This window comes from Sphingomonas sp. J315 (genome assembly GCF_024666595.1).
Lineage (GTDB): Bacteria > Pseudomonadota > Alphaproteobacteria > Sphingomonadales > Sphingomonadaceae > Sphingomonas.
This window is the reverse complement of sequence record NZ_CP088296.1, coordinates 1,606,433-1,622,396: the sequence shown is the minus strand read 5'-3', so window position 1 is coordinate 1,622,396 and position 15,964 is coordinate 1,606,433. Positions and strand designations below refer to the sequence as shown.

The following is a 15,964-nucleotide window of genomic DNA, read 5'->3' as shown; positions in this document are numbered from 1 at the left end:
ACCCGACGATCCGCGTGCTTTCTGGTCCAGTGATTCGCGACCGTGACCCCGTCCCGCCCGGCCTGAGGCGGATGCGCATTCTCGCCACCGGACTGCTGGTGGCCATGGCGTTCGTTTATTTCGTCGCGCGCAGCTACGAGCCCGACTACACCGTGGCGGGTTTCATCCGCGCTTTTGCCGAGGCGGCGATGGTCGGCGGCCTTGCCGACTGGTTCGCGGTCACCGCGCTGTTCCGCCACCCGCTGGGCGTGCCGATCCCGCACACCGCGATCATTCCGCGCAACAAGGACCGGATCGCCACCACGCTGGCCAATTTCCTGCGCGACAATTTCCTGATCCCGCGCGTCGTCGCGCGGCGGATGCACAATATCGATGTCGCGGGAGCTGCCGGCCGCTGGCTTGCCCAGCCGCCGGAGAGTTCGGGCAGGCTGCGCCGCGGCGCATCGCGCATGGCGGCATCGATGCTCGAATCGCTGGACAAGGATCAACTCGGCGGTCTGATCAAGGGCGCGGTAGGCAATCGTCTGCGCCAGACGGACATTGCTCCGCTGCTCGGCCAGGCACTGGGCGCTGCGATCGCGGAGGGGCGGCATCTGCCGCTGATGGACGGGATGCTGCGCTGGCTGGCGAAGATCATCGATCAGAACGAGGCGCTGATCCGCAAGATGGTGCACGAGCGTGCGGGATCGATCATGCGCTGGACCGGGCTCGACGAGACGCTCGCCAATGCGATCATCGACGGGCTGTACAAGCTGGTGTCGGATGTCGCCGAGGATCCCGGTCACCCGCTGCGCGCCAAGGTGGAGGAGGGGCTCGAGAAGCTCGCCTTCGACCTTCAGTTCGACATCCCGACGCGAATGCGGGTCGAGGAATTCAAGGCTGAAATGCTCGACAATCCGGCGCTCGCCCGCTGGATCGACGGCATGTGGGAACAGGGCCGCGCGGCTTTGCTCCGCGTCGCGCGCGATCCCGATGCGGCGCTGACCGGCAAGCTGGGCGACGCGCTGCGCCAGCTTGGGCAGACGCTGCAGAGCGACCCGCGCCTCAGCCACATGATCAACCGCTTCGTCCGCCGCGCCGCTGTCGGTACCGCCGCCGACTATGGCGACGGCATCGTCCGACTGGTGTCGGACACGGTGCGCGGCTGGGACGCACGGACGATCACCGGGCGGCTCGAAAATGCGGTGGGCAAGGACCTGCAATATATCCGCATCAACGGGACGCTGGTGGGGGGCCTGGTCGGGCTGACGCTGCACACATTGCACATTGTGTTGTAAGGCACCCCAAACATCCCCCTGGCGGGAGAGAGTTTTGGGGCTACCCCTCCCAGTCCAGCACCGCCCATCCCTTCGCCGCCGCCAACTTTCGCAGCGGGCCATGCGCATTCACCGCGAACGGCTCGTCCGCCCATTCCAGAACCGGCGCGTCGGAGACATGGTCGCTGTAGAAGCGCACGCGAACGTCCTCCCGCGCGATCCCCTCGCGCGCCATCCACGCTTCGATCAGACGCAATTTGGCCGGGCCGTAGCAATTCTCGCCCTCAAGCCCCGCCAGCACATTACCGTCGGCATCGCGCCGCGCGGCCGTGGCAATCACCGTGCCGACGTGCAGCCGCGCGGCGATCGCCTCAGCGTAATAGCCATGGCTCGCGGTCGCCAGTACCGGCTCCCACCCCGCCGCGCGATCCGCCTCGACCCGGGCGCGGGCGTCGGCGAACAGATTGGTGCTCGCCATATCGTCGGCAAAGGTCTCCGCCACCGCCATCAGGTCCGCGGGCGGGATCGCGCGGCCGATCATCAGGCGGTGGGTGATCTCCTTCAGCCGTGCGCGGTCGATCGCCTTGGCCAGATAGGCAAGACTCGCCAGCCCGGCGAGCGGCAGCAGCGCCAGCCGCCACGGCGCGCGCGTTTTCGCCGCATGAATCAGGAACGGCGTCCAGGTCGCGCGCCGGGTGATCGTCTTGTCCATGTCGTAAATGGCGAGGCGGCGCATCGGAACCTTTCCTGACCGTCCGCAATTGGTTCGGTCCATATCTTATCCTCTACCTGCAGGTGCTTGCCGTTCCAGCCCGAATCAACGATGGATGGTTGCGATGAGCGCGCCAGCCGATTTCCAGCATGACACGGCCGAGGGAGCGCTGCGGTTCAGCGGCAACCTGTCGTTGCGCAGCATCGGCGATCTTCCGACCCGGCTCGGTGCGGTCGAAGGCGATGTGCGCACGCTCGACATGCGCGGGATCGAGCGGATCGATACGGTCGGCGCCTGGCTGATCCACCGCTTCGCGCGCGACCATGATGCGCAGGTGACCGGGCTCGACGCCAATCAGCAATTGCTGTTCGACCACGTCGCCCAGGCGGACCACCCGATCGAAGGCCCGCCCAAGCCGATGGGCGCATTCGCGCAGCTGCTCGCGGAGATCGGCGAGGCGGTCGTCCAGGCGTTCCAGACCATGTACGGCCTGCTGGGCTTCATGGGTGCGACTGCCGTCGCGGCGGGACGCGTGATCGCGAACCCGCGCCGCTTTCGCTATCACGCGACCGTCCACCGGTTCGAAGTGGTCGGCGTCTCCGCGCTCGGCATCATCGGGTTGATGAGCTTCCTGATCGGCATCGTCATCGCGCAACAGGGCGCGGTGCAGCTGCGCCAGTTCGGGGCCGAAGTGTTCACGATCAACCTGGTCGGCCGGATCACCCTGCGCGAACTCGGCATCTTGATGACCGCGATCATGGTCGCCGGCCGCTCGGGCTCGGCCTTTGCGGCGCAGCTCGGCACGATGAAGCTGACCGAAGAGATTGACGCGATGCGCACCATCGGGGTCAACCCGATGGAGGCGCTGGTGCTGCCGCGCGTGATCGCGGCGGTGCTGATGCTGCCATTGCTCGGCTTCTACGCCTCGCTGCTTGGCATGATCGGCGGCGGACTGCTGTGCTGGATCGCGCTCGACATTCCGCCGATCACCTTTGTTCAGCGGCTGCGCGAAGTGGTACCGATCACCGACCTTTATGTCGGCCTGGTCAAGGCGCCGGTGTTCGGTGCGATCATCGCCATCGCCGGCTGCTATCAGGGGATGCAGGTGGAAAGCGATGCCGAGCAGGTCGGCATGCGCACCACCACCGCCGTGGTTCAGGCGATCTTCCTCGTCATCGTGCTCGACGCCTTTTTCGCGGTGTTCTTCACCGAAGTGGGGTGGAACTGATGACCGCCCCGACATTCGACGATGAAGAGGCGATCATCCGCGTGCGCGGCCTGCGCAACAGCTTTGGCGAGCAAACTGTCCACGACAATCTCGACCTCGATGTGCGGCGCGGCGAGATTCTCGGGGTAGTCGGTGGGTCGGGTACCGGCAAATCGGTGCTGATGCGGTCGATCATCGGGCTGCAACAGCCAGACGCGGGCGAGGTCCATGTGTTTGGCGAATCGGTGCTCGATGCCGATGAACAGCAGGCGATCGAGATTCGCCGTCGCTGGGGCGTGCTGTTTCAGGGCGGCGCGCTGTTCTCGACGCTGACCGTGGCCGAGAATGTCCAGGTTCCGCTCAAGGAATTCTACCCCCAGCTCGACCAGCAGCTGCTCGCTGAAATTGCGGCGTACAAGGTGGTCATGACCGGACTGCCCCCAAATGCCGGCCCCAAATATCCCGCCGAACTTTCGGGCGGGATGAAGAAGCGCGCGGGCCTGTCGCGCAGCCTCGCGCTCGATCCCGAACTGCTGTTTCTCGACGAGCCGACCGCGGGGCTTGACCCGATTGGAGCGGCCGCATTCGACGAACTCACACGCTCGCTGCAGCAGACATTGGGCCTGACGGTGTTTCTCATCACCCATGACCTAGATACGCTCTACGCGATCTGTGACCGGGTCGCGGTGCTGGCCGACAAGCGGGTGATCGCGGTGGGAACGATCGACGAGCTGCTCGCTTTGGACCATCCGTGGATCCAGGAATATTTCAACGGACCGCGCGGACGCGCGGCGGTGGCGAGCGCAGAACGCGCCGGGGCCATGGGGACTTAGGATGGAAACACGCTCAAACCATGTGCTGGTCGGCGCGGTCGTGCTGATCCTGCTCGCCGTACTGGCCCTGTTCACCGTCTGGCTCGCCCGCGTCAACACGACCAGCGAGAAGGAATATGACATCTTCTTCAAGCAGGCGGTCGATGGGCTGAACAAGGGGTCGGAAGTCGCGTTTTCGGGCGTGCCGGCGGGACAGGTGCGGGAAATCGGGCTGTTCAAGCCAGACCCCAGCCTGGTGCGCGTCCGCATCGCGGTGAACAGCGACGTGCCGATCCTTCAGGGCACGACCGCAACGATCCAGGGCGTCGGATTCACCGGGGTTAGCCGGATCCAGCTCGATGGCGCGGTCAAGGATGCGCCGCCGATCGTCTGCCCCGATGCCAACCCGCGCAGCGTCTGTCCGCTCGGCGTGCCAGTGATCCCGACCAAACAGGGTGGTCTTGGCGCGCTGCTCAACTCCGCGCCGCGTCTGCTGGAGCGTCTGTCGACACTGACCGAGCGGCTGACCGAGCTGCTGTCCGACCGCAACCAGGCGTCGATCAGCGGCATCCTCGCCAATACCGAGCGGCTGACCGGCGAGCTGGCCAAGGGCGCCCCCGATATGCGCGCGACACTCGCCGAACTGCGCACCACGGTCGCCAAGGCGGGCGTGGCGGCCGAGCAGATCGGCAACCTTGCCGGGACCACCGACCGCGTGCTGGGTGACGAGGTGGGGCCGGCGATGAAGGATTTCCGCAAGGCGATCGAGTCGGCTGACAAGAGCATGAAGGCGCTGGAACGCACGTTGGGCAAGGCCGATGGCGGGATCGACGAGGTCACGACCAGAACGTTGCCCGAGATCAACCAGCTGATCCAGGATCTGCGCCAGATGACGGCGGCGCTGGCCTCGGTTGCCGAAAAGATCGACCGCGAGGGAGCCGGATCGCTGATCGGATCGCCCAAGCTGCCCGACTACGACCCCAAGAAGAAGTGAGCCCGATGATGCGCAAGCTCCTCCTCGCCCCCGTCCTGCTCGCCGCACTCCCGCTCGGCGGGTGCATCAAGTTCGGAGCCGAACCGCCGCCCTCGCTGCTCAAGCTGGAGGCGGACGCCACGATGCCGACCGGCCAGACGGTGAGTTCCGCGACGACGCGCTCGATCGCCGTCGCGGTCCCGTCGGTGCCGCAGGAGCTTGCGGTGACCCGCGTACCTGTGCGCAGCGGCGATACTGCGGTCGCCTATCTCAAGGATGCGCAATGGGTGGAGGCACCCAACCGCATGTTCGCGCGCATGCTCGGCGATACGATCTCGGTGCGAACCGGGCGCGTCGTGCTCGGCATGCGTCAATCGCTGTCGGACCCCGGCGCGCGGCTGGGCGGAGAGCTGCGCCAGTTCGGCATCGACGCGGATACGAACGAAGCGGTGGTGGTCTACGAGGCGACGTTGGTGCGCGACCGCCGGGCCGCAGCTGAGGGCACACGCCCCGCGCTGACGTTCGAAAAGCGCCGGTTCGAGGCACGGGTGCCGCTGGCGGAAATCGTCCCGGCTGCTGCGGGGGCTGCGCTCAATCAGGCGGCGAACCGCGTGGCGGGAGAGGTCGCCGACTGGGTCGGAAAATAGCTTCTACTCCGCCCGGCGCACCGGCGGCATGACGTTGCAGATATCCGCGCCGCCCGAGGGCAGGTTGAAAAAGGGCGGTTGACGGTTTTCGCGTGCCTTGACCCAGGCCACAAAGCGCGGGTTGTCGGCGGCGCGATACTGAAAGCGCGGGCGCTCGCTTTCGGGCAGGTCGCTGGCGAGTCGCCCGCGTATGAACGGCACATGCTGGCTCGCCTCCTTGTAGAGGCCGAGCCCGCCCTCGGTCCCGCGGGGCAGCGCCGACAAATGCTCGATCCCTTCCAGCACCCGTCCGACGATCGCGATATTGCGGTCGAGATGGCGGGGGCCATGCCCGATCACGGCGTAGAGGTCGCCCCCGCTGCCCGTGCTGGGGGCCAGGTCGCGCGCGACGCCGACCATGGCATAGCAATGCGGGATCCACGCGACCGTGCCGTTGGTCGCGAGCGGCCAGCCATCGGCGCTGTGCCCGGTGGCGGTCGAATAGGGATCGGTGCGGGTCAGTCGCGTCACCGCGTCGTAACGCGGCCAGTCATATTCGGCCGGCGGTTGGGCGATGACACCAGCAGGCAGCGGCTTCTTCTCGGTCGGATCGCCCCATTGCACGACATAATTGTCGTGGACGCGATAGACGCGCGCCGCGTCCCACCAGCCCGCCGTCGCCAGCTTGCGGATATTGGCGACATGGACCGGCGCGTAACGCGGGGCGAGGCGGATCACTACCTGCTTGCCGTCGCCCAACGTCATCACCAGCAGCTCATCCGCCGGAATGTCGCGCCAGTCCGCCGCGATCGGATCGGAGGGCATTGGAGCAGGGGCGGGTGCCGGGGTCTGAAGCGCGAGCGCGAGGATGAGGGTCAGCATTGCCCCAAGCTGTCACGCCAAGCGCGCCTGTGCAACGCGCTTGCGCAGCGACCGGCAAATCTCTAGGCAGCGCGCTTCCAGCGGTGCGGAGCGGTGGCCGAGTGGTCGAAGGCGCTCGCCTGGAAAGTGAGTATACGCCAAAAGCGTATCGAGGGTTCGAATCCCTCCCGCTCCGCCACTATTCTCGTGCAAAACCAATCACTTAGTTGAGATAGGATGTGCCGGGATTGGCGCGCTTAGCACCGGTATCCGTGAAAGTCACGTTAGCGGGACTGTCGGGATCGGACGCTCGAATTGGCGCGGTTCCGCCATTCGACGACTCGAGAATGTCCAGCCCGCCAACGAGATCGTTCGGCCGAAGGTGGACGTAGCGGTCCGCAGTGATCTTCGGGTCCGAGTGGCCGGCCCATTGCTGAAGCTGGAGCAGGCCCATCCCGCCCTGGGCGAGGCGCGTCAGGCACGTATGCCGCAGCGTGTGAAGCGTGACGTCGTCGATGCTGAACCCGGCGGCCTTCACGTCCTCCCGGATGTTGTCCCACATGTACCATGCGGTCCCCTCGGAGATCGGGAAGTAGCGCCAAGCACCCTTCCGCTGGGCGAGCTGTCGGCCGAGCTCGTCGAGCCCTTCGCTCACCGCCGCGGTCAGCGGGAGCGTGCGGGGCTTGTCATTCTTCGTCCTGTAGCGGGCGAAGGTGACGTAGCGGCGACCGTTGAGGTCCGTGATGTCGTCCGGGCCGATCCCGAGGGCTTCTCCGAGGCGCGCCCCGGTATCCAGCAGGAACCGGATGAGCCGCTCGAAGCGCCACCACTGGCGGCCGGGCTCCTCGGTCCGTCGCTTCTCGATGGCGAGGAACACAGCGAGCTCCTCATCGCGCTCGAGGATGCGGTCCTTCAGGTTAGCCACGCGGATCGCCGGCATGGTCGGCTTAGCGACCAGCAGCGGGCGGCCCTTGTCGTCGGTCCAGATGGTCGCCATCCGGAGCGCCTTGGAGACCATGTCCATCTTGCGCTTGATCGTGCCGGGAGCATAGCCCATCGCGCGAAGTTCCTCGACCAGCCGTTCCAGGCGGGAGTAGTTCATCGCGGAGACTACCTCGTGACCAATGAGGCGGCCTAGGATTTTCAGGTTAGACCGGATGGTCCCTTGGCTCTTGGCTTCGCCCGGCGCCCACACGGTCTTCTCAGCGCGGTCGAAAAGGTTCTGCATGGTAACCGTACCGTCCCCGGAACGTGACCGTTGAGTCGACGTCTGAGGAGCGATCCCGAGCACGATGTCCTTTCCCATCGCCCTCGCCTTGGCGAGGTCGCGGGTGTTCGTTGAGACCCGGCGGCGTGCGCCGGTCTCGTCGAGAAACTCCCAGTAATGGATGCCTGAAGGCTTAGTCTTGAGCTGAGGCGCTGCCATTGAGCATATCCTTGATTTGAGCGACCTCGCGCTCGGCAAGATCAATTAGGACTATATCGCTCTCTCCAGGGATCGCGACCTGGGTCGCGAGCTCAATGAGCCGCTCGACCACGTCCAGCGGAAGCGTTATCGCCACCTCACGCATTGGCCCGGTCGAGGGGCGCCATCGCCAGGAGCGCAGCGCGCACCACTTCCTCGCCTTTCGGCGTCAGGGTGAAGAGCTTCTCGCGCTCGTCATCCGGGTTGATCTCACGGGTCAGCCAACCGAGACCGTTGGGGTTCCGCGGCGAGGGCTCGAGGAACACCTTGTAGGTGTTCTTCACGCTTCTCGCGAGGGCATCCGAGCCGGCGCCTTCCATGATCTGGAAGAGCGTCAAGGGAACCCCGCGGATCGCGCCGGTCGCCGCCAGAAAGAAGAAGGCGGCTTGGCTGAGGCTGAGCCGGGCATTGCCGGCATCAGCTAGGTACATCAGGAAGGCCGAGGACCCGGCCAATTCGCCGACGTGTCTGTTCAGCGAGCTTCTTGAAGTCTTCATCGTGGCCCCTGTCGCTTGGCGCGCGGCCATTGCCGTTTCCGCCGTCATAGTGGGTCTCCTTATCGCGGTGATCCCGCCCCGTCATCATCATAGATAACTCCTACTCGCTGTCATTGCAACGTGACAACCCCTAGAGAAGGATAGTCACGCTACCGGGACAAGTCAACGACTCGCCCGTAGTGGAACAAGAGGAGAACTGACTAAGAAATTTCCTACATTGCAAGATCGCACCCCGCAACCGCTGAAAATTCTGCGGTCCTCCGTGGCTTTTATGCATCCATCAGAGAGACCGGATAGATGTCAGGTTCGGCGTCCTCGGTGTCGTCCAGCGTGAGGAGCTGGGTCTCAACGACGAAGGTCTCGGGTCCGACCGGAAGACTCCCGTGTATCATCGGATGGGTCGAAATCTCCTCGACAAAGGTCTCGGCGCCGGAGCGCGCGGCCTCCTCGCTGCCCGCCTCAATGCGGACCCGGAGGTAGGTGGGGACTTCAACGTCATAGATCGCCATGATAGGCTCCTTTCTGCAACTGATGGGCAAAGGGCCGCCCGGAGCGAGTGCTCAACAGACGGCTCGCTCCTGCCACGGAGAACTCAGGGCTCGAGCCAAATCCAGAGGAAGTTGGCGCCGACGGCGAGAGGGAGTTGGATACCCTCGGGGGCGAGCAAGGCGGCCAGAACGCAGCCCGTCACGGCGACCTTCACGCCCAGATAATGGCCATGCGTGGTCGGCCGATGGACACGGCACGCAGCCAGATAAGTTCGATCTGCGATCCTCATTTCTGCCTCCGCTTCATGGCGTGCATGGCGACCGCGATCCCGGCGAGCAGGATCAGGTAGCTGACAAAGACGACGAGCTCACCGCGCATTGGAGGCTCCCGTCGACTCGGCCGCGAGGCCGACCCCGAGGCACACTAGGGCGGCCCAGCCGTAGACCCCGTGTCCCTCGACAGCGACCGCCGCGAAATAGACGAGATGAATACGTCCGGCCCAGGCCTCGGAATGGTGATGGATGCGCTCCCGACAGACCGAGAGCGTGTGAAGGATGTTCGGCATTGAACCCTCCTGAGGTTTAGGCAGTCTCAAGCTTGGGCGTGTGGAGCGCCTGCCAGAGCCACTTGATCGACGTCGCGCCTTCACCGGCCGCGTTAGCGACTCGCTTGACGGACCCAGCCCGGACATCGCCGACCGCGTAGAGCCGCGGCATGGAGGTCTGGAAGAAATCGTCGGTCACGATGAACCCGTGGTCATCCACCTGGCAGAGCCCGTGGATGAAGCCGCAGTTGGGCGTTGCCCCGATCATCACGTAGATGTCACTGACCGGCAGGATCGTCCGATGGTCGGTCTTGCGGTTCCGGAAGGTGACCGTCTCGACCTGATCGGCGCCACCGATGATTTCCGTCTCGCATCCGTAGTGGACCGTGATGTTCGGCGTACGCTCGATGCGGTCGAGAAGGTAGACCGACATGGTCTCGCGAAGGCTATCCTTGCGGACGAGGAGGTGGACGTGCCGGGCCTTACCCGACAGGAACATGGCAGCCTGTCCGGCGGAGTTGCCCCCCGCCGATCACGACCACGTCATCGCACCGGCACTTGCGGCGGACCTCGCTCGGCGTGCAGGCATAGTGGACGCCCTTGCCCTCGAACCGAGCGAAATCGGTGGAGGGATCAAGCCGTCGGTACTGCGCGCCGGAGGCGACGATCACAGACCGCGCCCGGATGATCGACCCGGAAGCCGTCAGGATGTGGAAGCAGTCGTCGATGAAGTCGACCTCGACCACCCGACAGGTGATGAAGGTCGCCCCGAACTTGAGGGCCTGACGACGCGCGCGACCGGCGAGAGCCGGCCCGGAGATACCACCGGGGAACCCCATGTAGTTCTCGATGCGGCTCGAGGTTCCGGCCTGGCCGCCGATCTCGCTGACAAGGACGACGACCTCAAGGCCCTCGGCGGCAGCGCCGATGGCAGCGGACAGCCCAGCCGGGCCTCCGCCGATGATGGCGACATCAATGGGCATCTTCGCCTCCTCTGTCTTTGAGCAAGGTTAGGGCCGCAGCGTCCCGCTCCGACTTGGTAGAGTATTCCCGCCGAACCTCGGTCAATTCGTCTGTCCGGTCGAACAGCACAAATCGACGACCGTTGCTTCCGTCATAAACCCCCCCGCCTAAGGCCATATTTTTGGAGGTTCCGAGAGCTCAGAGCGTCCATCACACGGACTCCTCTTCAGGGTCGAGCACCACGGCGATCTCTTCGACCAGCCCCGGACCTTCCGGGTTGTCGCGCAGATGCTCGAACGCCCGGATCATGGAGTTGGCCAGCTCGGTCCGCGACTGACCGTTGCGGTCCGCCAGAGTGACCAGCATGTCGAACCCGACGATCATGTAGCAGCCCGGACAGAGCGGCTGAGTCGAGGCCTGGTGGAGAGTCCTCCCGCGCGCACCAACGCGCATGAGGTGATCGAGGTCGGTGGCTAGGGCCTTGCCGAGATCGGCGCGCTTACCGTCGGGGACGTGGATCAGGTTCGGATCGCCGCCATAGACGCGGCCCTCCGTGCCGTCCTGTGTAAGGCGCACGCCAAGGCGTTCCGCCAGAACGGTGGACATAGTGCTTCTCCTTGTGGCAGACTCCGCCCCATGCGGAGCATCTCTCAGACGTGGACGAGCGGTTTCGTCGCGCTCGTGACGCTGATCCTTTCAGCGGCCGCGGTCGGTGGCCTCGTGCTGTTCGTGACGGCGGCCGTAGTCGGCAGCGATGACGCGCCAATCTGGACGGCCTATGCGGCTCCGTTGTGGGTGCCGTTGAGTATCTGGATGGGCCTCAGCGGTGTCCGGAAGGCTCAGCCGTGAGGACCTGGGCAAGCGATAACGTCTCGCCCTCACGCAAAGGGCCGGAGTAGGACCGCAGCATTGCCCAGAGGTTTTCCTTGACGGCCTCCCTGTCGGACCCGACGGGATAGCTGGCCTCGACACCGGGACGGAACCAGCCGGGACGGCCGTAGATTTCCAGTCGGAACCGGATCATTGCCAGTCCGCCCCGGCCCCGCTGAGGGCGCTCTCAAGAGGCTCGAGGGTCTCCGGATCGAGAGGACGCTTCGGACCGACCGGAATGAACATGCGCTCAGCCTCCGACGTTCCCATTTCGACGGCCTTGGCCGGGACGTCATAGACCACCGGCCGGAACCCTGCGGCTACGTAGAGGCGACGATACCGAAGCGGAAACCACCGCTCGAAGCACTCGAGGTCTGGGGCTCCAAAGATCGGAGGGCGACCGAAATCGCGCTCGAGGCGCTCCCAGCGGCGGCTGGCTGAACCATATCGAAGGTCGTTCAACGTCTCCGCGATGGCTCTTGAAGAAGCGGTGATTTCCGCAACAAACTTGCGGAACTCCTCCCACCCCAGCACAGGCCAAGCCGTGCCGTAGAACGGCCCCCGACCAGCTTCATCCTCCATCCGATAGATGAGCATGACGTGTCTCCCTATGCGTGGATATATCCGGCCTCGAGGGCCGGCCCGAACTTTTCGAGCGTGAGCATGAACACGGGGAACGGCTGATCGGCGATCTTGTAACCGTTGTCGCTCCAGTCGACGGTATTCTCGTCTACGAGACGAGCGCCGAGCTCGCGCGCGATGGCAGTCGATCCGACCGGACGCTCAGCGGCGGGGATGAAGTCGGCGATGGCAGGGACGTCATCGACGAGGGCAGTGCCACCAAAGCACATAATTCTGTTCCTTGTTCTGATCCCGACACGACGTCGGCTAAAAGGGCGGACAGCGAGAACCGCCCGCCCTTCAGGTCGAGGTTGGTCAGATGATGCGGGTGAAGACGGCGGCGTCGCCGACCTCCTGGTCGCGCGTGGTGATCCAGACGCCAGCGGTATCCGGGGCGAGCGGGTCGCCGAGGAGGATATAGGCGACTTCATCCCGGTCGATCCCGACCGCGCGGATATCGTCAGCAAACAGCATGACCGAGTCCGCGACGGCGGCCGCATCAGGGGCGGGTGTCAGCTTGCCGGCCCAGACAAGGGGCTTCAGGTCCCGTGCTTGGCGCTTCGCGCCGACAGGTTCGTGACTGATCGGCAGCAGGTTCGCATCAGCCGCTTCACCGGTCGGCGTAACGGTGATGAGCGAGGCGTCGTGCTCACGAAGTTCGGTGTCGAGCATGATAATTCTCCTTGGCATTATCCGGCCCAGCGCCGGCTAGACGCGCGGATGCGAGACCCGCGCGTCAGGTCGAGGCTGGAGTAGGAGGGAGGCCGCAGCCTCGACAATCGGGATGGGAGGAACATCCCGTAAACGTGAACATTGGTTAGGCGGCGAGTGGGTACGACGCGACGACCTCCGCCTGGGTCGGATCAAAGACGACCTGAACGCCGCCCTTGAGAACGTGCTGATCCGGAACCTCGAACTCGAAGAGCTTGTAGGCCCGGTCATGGAGCGCCTGACGGGCGCGCTTCGGAAACCAGCGGATGACGTCGCGGATCGTAGCGCAGCCGCATGGACGCCCGCCGCCATTCAGTATTCCGTCCTCCCAAGGACAGGGCATGGCCTGATAGTGGCTCGGGCGTCCCAGCGCATATTCGAGGACCCGCTGGCCTTCTCCCTGGAACGGCCCCTGACCGCAGTCGCGCTGCACACGAAAGACACGCATCTCATATCCTCCCTGAAACGTGACTATCAGATGAAGTCGACCCGCACGGGTGACGTTGAGCGCATCACGGTGTCCTGCCGGTAGAGCGCCTTATAGACCCTAGCGACCGCCAAGAGCGCCTTGACGCTCTCCTCCGACCCGTCATGGGCGACCTCGATGATCGTCGCGGGTTCGTGAACGGGCTCGCCGGTCGCCTCATCGCGCCATGCGCCCTCGGCGTGGATCACAGTGTATCCCGCCGGAAACGCAGGGGCGACGTGACGAGCCTCGAAGCGCGCCCAGTCTAAGGCGTCCACGAAGGAGCCGTCAGGGACCTTGCGGCCGAACGTCAGGCGGTCAAGCGTGGTCAGCATGGTCAGCCCTCCGGATTGAAGTGGTTCCGTCGAGGTGGTCGAAGTGGACGTCGAGGCCACGCGCCCATCCAGCCCGAATGGCGACAGTGGTTGCGGCGGCCTCGGTAGGGTAATCGGCCAGCCACATTGGAAGGCCGTCGGTGTCAGCCTCGTAAAGCCCCCAAGCGGCAATACGGTCACCCGCAAACGCCCGCTCGAAAGAGCCGTCGACCGGCTTGACCGGACGGACTTGGAGATAGCTGTCATCCATCACTATCCCCCTCGTTGCTGTCCGGGTCCTCAGCGGCCTCCATGTCGTGCATCCGGAGAGCCGACAGGACGAAGGCCTCGACGTCCGCCACTCCGGCTTCCAACCGGGCGAGGTGGGTCAAGCCCGTGATGAGGTCCTTGATCCGGGTCGACAGAGGCTCAACGTCATCGACGGATCGACCGGAGCCGGGGAAGTAGACCTGAGCGTCGAAGGCGTCCTGAGCGATGCGCGCCCAGTCCGCACGGTCACGGTTGGTGACTTGGAACATGGCCGGCTCCTATCCGATGATGCTGTAGGGTTTCGCCTCGCCCATCCGGTAGAGCTCCGAACGGTAGCGACCGGGTTCCGCGAGGGAATACGGCGGTTTCCAGTGGTCCGCCTGATCGTTGATCGCCTCGTGGTCGGACTCAACCGCAAGGTAGCGATCCAGCCAGACCGTCCCGTCAGGCTCGCGGATGACAAGGCGATGCGTGGCGACCTTGCCGATGATGGCGGTCGCCTCACCGCGCTCGATTGCGCCCGTGACGTGGTGGCGGAGGGTTCCAAGCGGGCTCACTTCAGGTCGCCCTTGCTCTGCGCGACGTAGGCGTCAGCCAGCCGCGCCATGCGGAACAGCTCCGCTTCGGCGGCCTTGATGCCGTCGTAATTGCCGTTCTGGAGGATCATGGAGATGATCCCCGCCGTCTCTTCCCATGTGGGCGTCAGGTCGATGGTTCCGACCACTTTGACGTCACCGGCCTTCACAGCTTCACCCGCGCCGCGTCAGCCAGCGTGGCGACAGCGGTCCCCGGATAGTGCTCATCCAGAAGCGCGGTGCGCGCCGCATAGGATAGCCGTCCAACGACAGCTTCCGCAGCCGCGATAATCGCAACCGCTCCCTTGAACGTGAACATTGTTCGCCTCCTCAGATGAACAGGTCAGCAAAGAGGAACGAGATCAAAACCCCCGTGACGGCCCCGAGAATGAACATTGAAAGCGCGAGGCTTTCCTCATCTTCGCGGATGCTGCGGTTGGACATGACGGTCCCCTAAACGTGAGTATCGGGTGCAATCCGGGTGATCCGGACGGCTTCTTTTGGGGATGGCTGCGCAGCGTGTTAGGTTCGTCCGACTAGTCGGTGCACCGGGTCGAAGTCCCCTAACGCATCCCCAAAAGAAACCGGGGCGAGCGTGATCCGTCGCACTCGGCACTCGCCCTGTTTCCCTTTTCGTAAGCCTCTACGCCACACGGCGACCCCTTGCGGGACGGCTTGGCCCTGCCCTAGCAATGCATATCCCTCCGCAGGACGCATATCGCCGGTAACCAGACCTCTTGCGCGGACTGAACGCTGTAGCCTACTCAAGCCGCCCGCATGTTTTCCAGCTTGCAGCGCACAAGGCGCGGTCCCACTGTTAGCCCATCCGACGCTTGCGCGACTAGGAAGGGCCATGCGTGCCGCAAGATGGTTCTCCCATCGTCCGACAAGGCTAAGCCGCCAAACAGAGGCGGATCAATCGAGGGGGCTTAGCGGTCCCTCTAGCTTCCCCCGGACGGACCTAAGGGAAGGCTTATCTATCGCCGTTCGATCCTAACGCGTCGCGTTAGGCTCCACCGTGGCGGACCTTGGCGGGTTCCGATTGGAGCCGCTAGAGAACCGCGAGAACCGTCCGACTAGACGTAACGGGAGCCGCAGAACCCCTTGGCATCCAAGCCCGGCCATTACAGCACAAGGCAGGGGACCCTAGGTCCGCCGCCGGAGGTCTTTCGCCCCGCGTCCGGATCATCCGGCGACAACAGGAATATGGATTAATCCGGTGTCCGATACAATCCCCCTAACGTGATTTTCTCGACTTTTTTCGGTTTCCCTTGTGCATCAAGCACTTAGCGGGGCGTTTTTGGCGCTTCAGGGGTGCTTCAAGGCAGCCGGCAGGGTTCCGCTAAGGCCTCCGCGATGGTCCCCGGATCGAAAAAGGCAGGGGCTAACAGGCGCTCGCCTCGCTGTACGGATCAAGCCAGCCCCGTCCCCTGCCGTCCCTCGCCCCTCCAGCCCCTCCACCGTGCCCGTCTGGCGCACAATCCGCCATCCGATTGGCTGATTTGCGAGGGGTCCGCGTCAATTGTGCCAGCATGTTGCGCCAAGAGGACGGCGTGGCGCCTTGCGGACAGGGGAAGACGCGACGCGCGTAGCAAGAACCGTGCCACCCACCCCTATGGGGGAACCGCGGTGTCGAGCGCGCGTATATGGGGTCTCGGAATTGTGCGCCAAAAGTGATCGACTTATACGGTCCAGCGTATAGGTCCCCGACATGCGCAAAAGCGTATATGCT

General features: G+C 64.7%; 27 protein-coding genes and 1 tRNA gene. 7 read left to right on the top strand and 21 right to left on the bottom strand.

Annotated elements, in window-relative coordinates; translation table 11 throughout:
- Positions 1–71: 71 nt before the first annotated feature.
- Complete coding sequence (locus LRS08_RS08320) at positions 72–1,277, top strand: DUF445 domain-containing protein (RefSeq protein ID WP_257845467.1); 1,206 nt, start codon at positions 72–74, stop codon at positions 1,275–1,277.
- Between the two features lie 40 nt (positions 1,278–1,317).
- Here the strand turns inward: LRS08_RS08320 and LRS08_RS08315 are convergent, their stop codons facing one another.
- The gene (locus LRS08_RS08315; protein ID WP_257844103.1) at positions 1,318–1,992 is read right to left on the bottom strand and encodes an HAD family phosphatase; all 675 of its coding nucleotides are present in this window, start codon (positions 1,990–1,992) and stop codon (positions 1,318–1,320) included.
- A 100-nt stretch (positions 1,993–2,092) separates the two neighbouring features.
- Between LRS08_RS08315 and LRS08_RS08310 the strand changes: the two genes are divergently transcribed.
- From LRS08_RS08310 to LRS08_RS08295, 4 genes are read left to right on the top strand one after another with little or no spacing between them, the layout of a single operon-like run.
- On the top strand, positions 2,093–3,196 hold the full coding sequence (locus tag LRS08_RS08310) for an ABC transporter permease (protein ID WP_257844104.1): 1,104 nt from the start codon (positions 2,093–2,095) through the stop codon (positions 3,194–3,196).
- Positions 3,196–4,008: an ABC transporter ATP-binding protein gene (locus LRS08_RS08305; RefSeq protein ID WP_260481557.1), complete on the top strand. Its 813-nt coding sequence runs from the start codon at positions 3,196–3,198 to the stop codon at positions 4,006–4,008. Before LRS08_RS08310 ends, LRS08_RS08305 begins: the two co-directional genes overlap by 1 nt.
- 1 nt (position 4,009) lies before the next feature.
- On the top strand, positions 4,010–4,981 hold the full coding sequence (locus tag LRS08_RS08300) for an MlaD family protein (protein WP_257844105.1): 972 nt from the start codon (positions 4,010–4,012) through the stop codon (positions 4,979–4,981).
- Between the two features lie 5 nt (positions 4,982–4,986).
- Positions 4,987–5,607 (top strand): ABC-type transport auxiliary lipoprotein family protein, encoded by a 621-nt coding sequence (locus tag LRS08_RS08295; RefSeq protein WP_257845468.1) that lies wholly within the window; start codon positions 4,987–4,989, stop codon positions 5,605–5,607.
- Between the two features lie 3 nt (positions 5,608–5,610).
- Here LRS08_RS08295 and LRS08_RS08290 read toward each other — a convergent pair whose 3' ends face one another.
- Complete coding sequence (locus LRS08_RS08290) at positions 5,611–6,468, bottom strand: peptidylprolyl isomerase (protein ID WP_257844106.1); 858 nt, start codon at positions 6,466–6,468, stop codon at positions 5,611–5,613.
- A gap of 87 nt (positions 6,469–6,555) precedes the next feature.
- Between LRS08_RS08290 and LRS08_RS08285 the strand changes: the two genes are divergently transcribed.
- Positions 6,556–6,646 (top strand) — tRNA-Ser (locus LRS08_RS08285).
- A gap of 24 nt (positions 6,647–6,670) precedes the next feature.
- Here LRS08_RS08285 and LRS08_RS08280 read toward each other — a convergent pair.
- From LRS08_RS08280 to LRS08_RS08240, 9 genes are all read right to left on the bottom strand, one after another.
- Positions 6,671–7,873 (bottom strand): tyrosine-type recombinase/integrase, encoded by a 1,203-nt coding sequence (locus LRS08_RS08280; RefSeq protein ID WP_257844108.1) that lies wholly within the window; start codon positions 7,871–7,873, stop codon positions 6,671–6,673.
- On the bottom strand, positions 7,848–8,018 hold the full coding sequence (locus LRS08_RS08275; protein ID WP_257844109.1) for a hypothetical protein: 171 nt from the start codon (positions 8,016–8,018) through the stop codon (positions 7,848–7,850). The genes LRS08_RS08280 and LRS08_RS08275 overlap by 26 nt, the downstream gene beginning before the upstream one ends.
- Positions 8,011–8,457, bottom strand: coding sequence for a hypothetical protein (locus LRS08_RS08270; RefSeq protein ID WP_257844110.1), 447 nt, complete (start codon positions 8,455–8,457; stop codon positions 8,011–8,013). The genes LRS08_RS08275 and LRS08_RS08270 overlap by 8 nt, the downstream gene beginning before the upstream one ends.
- A 221-nt stretch (positions 8,458–8,678) precedes the next feature.
- Positions 8,679–8,918 (bottom strand): hypothetical protein, encoded by a 240-nt coding sequence (locus LRS08_RS08265; RefSeq protein WP_257844111.1) that lies wholly within the window; start codon positions 8,916–8,918, stop codon positions 8,679–8,681.
- Between the two features lie 83 nt (positions 8,919–9,001).
- Positions 9,002–9,187, bottom strand: a complete 186-nt coding sequence (locus LRS08_RS08260) for a hypothetical protein (protein WP_257844112.1) — start codon at positions 9,185–9,187, stop codon at positions 9,002–9,004.
- A 78-nt stretch (positions 9,188–9,265) separates the two neighbouring features.
- On the bottom strand, positions 9,266–9,463 hold the full coding sequence (locus LRS08_RS08255) for a hypothetical protein (RefSeq protein ID WP_257844113.1): 198 nt from the start codon (positions 9,461–9,463) through the stop codon (positions 9,266–9,268).
- 16 nt (positions 9,464–9,479) lie between these two features.
- Positions 9,480–9,941 (bottom strand): NAD(P)/FAD-dependent oxidoreductase, encoded by a 462-nt coding sequence (locus tag LRS08_RS08250; protein ID WP_260481556.1) that lies wholly within the window; start codon positions 9,939–9,941, stop codon positions 9,480–9,482.
- Positions 9,925–10,425 (bottom strand): NAD(P)/FAD-dependent oxidoreductase, encoded by a 501-nt coding sequence (locus LRS08_RS08245; protein ID WP_260481555.1) that lies wholly within the window; start codon positions 10,423–10,425, stop codon positions 9,925–9,927. The genes LRS08_RS08250 and LRS08_RS08245 overlap by 17 nt, the downstream gene beginning before the upstream one ends.
- A 190-nt stretch (positions 10,426–10,615) precedes the next feature.
- The gene (locus tag LRS08_RS08240) at positions 10,616–11,011 is read right to left on the bottom strand and encodes a hypothetical protein (protein WP_257844116.1); all 396 of its coding nucleotides are present in this window, start codon (positions 11,009–11,011) and stop codon (positions 10,616–10,618) included.
- 30 nt (positions 11,012–11,041) lie between these two features.
- Between LRS08_RS08240 and LRS08_RS08235 the strand changes: the two genes are divergently transcribed.
- Positions 11,042–11,254 carry a hypothetical protein gene (locus LRS08_RS08235; protein ID WP_260481554.1) on the top strand — a complete coding sequence of 71 codons (213 nt, stop codon included), beginning with the start codon at positions 11,042–11,044 and terminating at the stop codon, positions 11,252–11,254.
- 171 nt (positions 11,255–11,425) lie between these two features.
- Here LRS08_RS08235 and LRS08_RS08230 read toward each other — a convergent pair whose 3' ends face one another.
- The 10 genes from LRS08_RS08230 to LRS08_RS08185 all read right to left on the bottom strand — a co-directional run bounded on the left by LRS08_RS08230 (position 11,426) and on the right by LRS08_RS08185 (position 14,551).
- On the bottom strand, positions 11,426–11,872 hold the full coding sequence (locus LRS08_RS08230) for a hypothetical protein (protein WP_257844119.1): 447 nt from the start codon (positions 11,870–11,872) through the stop codon (positions 11,426–11,428).
- An 11-nt stretch (positions 11,873–11,883) separates the two neighbouring features.
- On the bottom strand, positions 11,884–12,126 hold the full coding sequence (locus LRS08_RS08225) for a hypothetical protein (protein WP_257844120.1): 243 nt from the start codon (positions 12,124–12,126) through the stop codon (positions 11,884–11,886).
- Positions 12,127–12,211: 85 nt separating this feature from the next.
- Positions 12,212–12,568: a hypothetical protein gene (locus LRS08_RS08220; RefSeq protein WP_257844121.1), complete on the bottom strand. Its 357-nt coding sequence runs from the start codon at positions 12,566–12,568 to the stop codon at positions 12,212–12,214.
- Between the two features lie 145 nt (positions 12,569–12,713).
- Complete coding sequence (locus tag LRS08_RS08215) at positions 12,714–13,055, bottom strand: hypothetical protein (RefSeq protein ID WP_257844122.1); 342 nt, start codon at positions 13,053–13,055, stop codon at positions 12,714–12,716.
- Positions 13,056–13,081: 26 nt separating this feature from the next.
- Complete coding sequence (locus tag LRS08_RS08210) at positions 13,082–13,408, bottom strand: DUF3574 domain-containing protein (RefSeq protein WP_257844123.1); 327 nt, start codon at positions 13,406–13,408, stop codon at positions 13,082–13,084.
- Entirely contained in the window at positions 13,392–13,658 is a 267-nt protein-coding gene (locus LRS08_RS08205; RefSeq protein WP_257844124.1) for a hypothetical protein, read from the bottom strand. Before LRS08_RS08205 ends, LRS08_RS08210 begins: the two co-directional genes overlap by 17 nt.
- A complete protein-coding gene (locus tag LRS08_RS08200) occupies positions 13,651–13,926 on the bottom strand; it encodes a hypothetical protein (RefSeq protein WP_257844125.1) in 276 nt (91 codons plus the stop codon). The genes LRS08_RS08205 and LRS08_RS08200 overlap by 8 nt, the downstream gene beginning before the upstream one ends.
- A 9-nt stretch (positions 13,927–13,935) precedes the next feature.
- A complete protein-coding gene (locus tag LRS08_RS08195) occupies positions 13,936–14,214 on the bottom strand; it encodes a hypothetical protein (protein ID WP_257844126.1) in 279 nt (92 codons plus the stop codon).
- Positions 14,211–14,402, bottom strand: a complete 192-nt coding sequence (locus LRS08_RS08190; protein WP_257844127.1) for a hypothetical protein — start codon at positions 14,400–14,402, stop codon at positions 14,211–14,213. The genes LRS08_RS08195 and LRS08_RS08190 overlap by 4 nt, the downstream gene beginning before the upstream one ends.
- The gene (locus LRS08_RS08185; protein ID WP_257844128.1) at positions 14,399–14,551 is read right to left on the bottom strand and encodes a hypothetical protein; all 153 of its coding nucleotides are present in this window, start codon (positions 14,549–14,551) and stop codon (positions 14,399–14,401) included. The genes LRS08_RS08190 and LRS08_RS08185 overlap by 4 nt, the downstream gene beginning before the upstream one ends.
- Between the last annotated feature and the right edge of the window lie 1,413 nt (positions 14,552–15,964).

Excerpts from the sequence above, each read along its gene's own strand:
- LRS08_RS08320 (WP_257845467.1), top strand. The coding sequence starts at position 72 with ATGCGCATTCTCGCCACCGGACTGCTGGTGGCCATGGCGTTCGTTTAT.
- LRS08_RS08315 (WP_257844103.1), bottom strand. The coding sequence starts at position 1,992 with ATGCGCCGCCTCGCCATTTACGACATGGACAAGACGATCACCCGGCGC.
- LRS08_RS08310 (WP_257844104.1), top strand. The coding sequence starts at position 2,093 with ATGAGCGCGCCAGCCGATTTCCAGCATGACACGGCCGAGGGAGCGCTG.
- LRS08_RS08305 (WP_260481557.1), top strand. The coding sequence starts at position 3,196 with ATGACCGCCCCGACATTCGACGATGAAGAGGCGATCATCCGCGTGCGC.
- LRS08_RS08300 (WP_257844105.1), top strand. The coding sequence starts at position 4,010 with ATGGAAACACGCTCAAACCATGTGCTGGTCGGCGCGGTCGTGCTGATC.
- LRS08_RS08295 (WP_257845468.1), top strand. The coding sequence starts at position 4,987 with ATGATGCGCAAGCTCCTCCTCGCCCCCGTCCTGCTCGCCGCACTCCCG.
- LRS08_RS08290 (WP_257844106.1), bottom strand. The coding sequence starts at position 6,468 with ATGCTGACCCTCATCCTCGCGCTCGCGCTTCAGACCCCGGCACCCGCC.
- LRS08_RS08280 (WP_257844108.1), bottom strand. The coding sequence starts at position 7,873 with ATGGCAGCGCCTCAGCTCAAGACTAAGCCTTCAGGCATCCATTACTGG.
- LRS08_RS08275 (WP_257844109.1), bottom strand. The coding sequence starts at position 8,018 with ATGCGTGAGGTGGCGATAACGCTTCCGCTGGACGTGGTCGAGCGGCTC.
- LRS08_RS08270 (WP_257844110.1), bottom strand. The coding sequence starts at position 8,457 with ATGACGGCGGAAACGGCAATGGCCGCGCGCCAAGCGACAGGGGCCACG.
- LRS08_RS08265 (WP_257844111.1), bottom strand. The coding sequence starts at position 8,918 with ATGGCGATCTATGACGTTGAAGTCCCCACCTACCTCCGGGTCCGCATT.
- LRS08_RS08260 (WP_257844112.1), bottom strand. The coding sequence starts at position 9,187 with ATGAGGATCGCAGATCGAACTTATCTGGCTGCGTGCCGTGTCCATCGG.
- LRS08_RS08255 (WP_257844113.1), bottom strand. The coding sequence starts at position 9,463 with ATGCCGAACATCCTTCACACGCTCTCGGTCTGTCGGGAGCGCATCCAT.
- LRS08_RS08250 (WP_260481556.1), bottom strand. The coding sequence starts at position 9,941 with ATGTTCCTGTCGGGTAAGGCCCGGCACGTCCACCTCCTCGTCCGCAAG.
- LRS08_RS08245 (WP_260481555.1), bottom strand. The coding sequence starts at position 10,425 with ATGCCCATTGATGTCGCCATCATCGGCGGAGGCCCGGCTGGGCTGTCC.
- LRS08_RS08240 (WP_257844116.1), bottom strand. The coding sequence starts at position 11,011 with ATGTCCACCGTTCTGGCGGAACGCCTTGGCGTGCGCCTTACACAGGAC.
- LRS08_RS08235 (WP_260481554.1), top strand. The coding sequence starts at position 11,042 with ATGCGGAGCATCTCTCAGACGTGGACGAGCGGTTTCGTCGCGCTCGTG.
- LRS08_RS08230 (WP_257844119.1), bottom strand. The coding sequence starts at position 11,872 with ATGCTCATCTATCGGATGGAGGATGAAGCTGGTCGGGGGCCGTTCTAC.
- LRS08_RS08225 (WP_257844120.1), bottom strand. The coding sequence starts at position 12,126 with ATGTGCTTTGGTGGCACTGCCCTCGTCGATGACGTCCCTGCCATCGCC.
- LRS08_RS08220 (WP_257844121.1), bottom strand. The coding sequence starts at position 12,568 with ATGCTCGACACCGAACTTCGTGAGCACGACGCCTCGCTCATCACCGTT.
- LRS08_RS08215 (WP_257844122.1), bottom strand. The coding sequence starts at position 13,055 with ATGCGTGTCTTTCGTGTGCAGCGCGACTGCGGTCAGGGGCCGTTCCAG.
- LRS08_RS08210 (WP_257844123.1), bottom strand. The coding sequence starts at position 13,408 with ATGCTGACCACGCTTGACCGCCTGACGTTCGGCCGCAAGGTCCCTGAC.
- LRS08_RS08205 (WP_257844124.1), bottom strand. The coding sequence starts at position 13,658 with ATGGATGACAGCTATCTCCAAGTCCGTCCGGTCAAGCCGGTCGACGGC.
- LRS08_RS08200 (WP_257844125.1), bottom strand. The coding sequence starts at position 13,926 with ATGTTCCAAGTCACCAACCGTGACCGTGCGGACTGGGCGCGCATCGCT.
- LRS08_RS08185 (WP_257844128.1), bottom strand. The coding sequence starts at position 14,551 with ATGTTCACGTTCAAGGGAGCGGTTGCGATTATCGCGGCTGCGGAAGCT.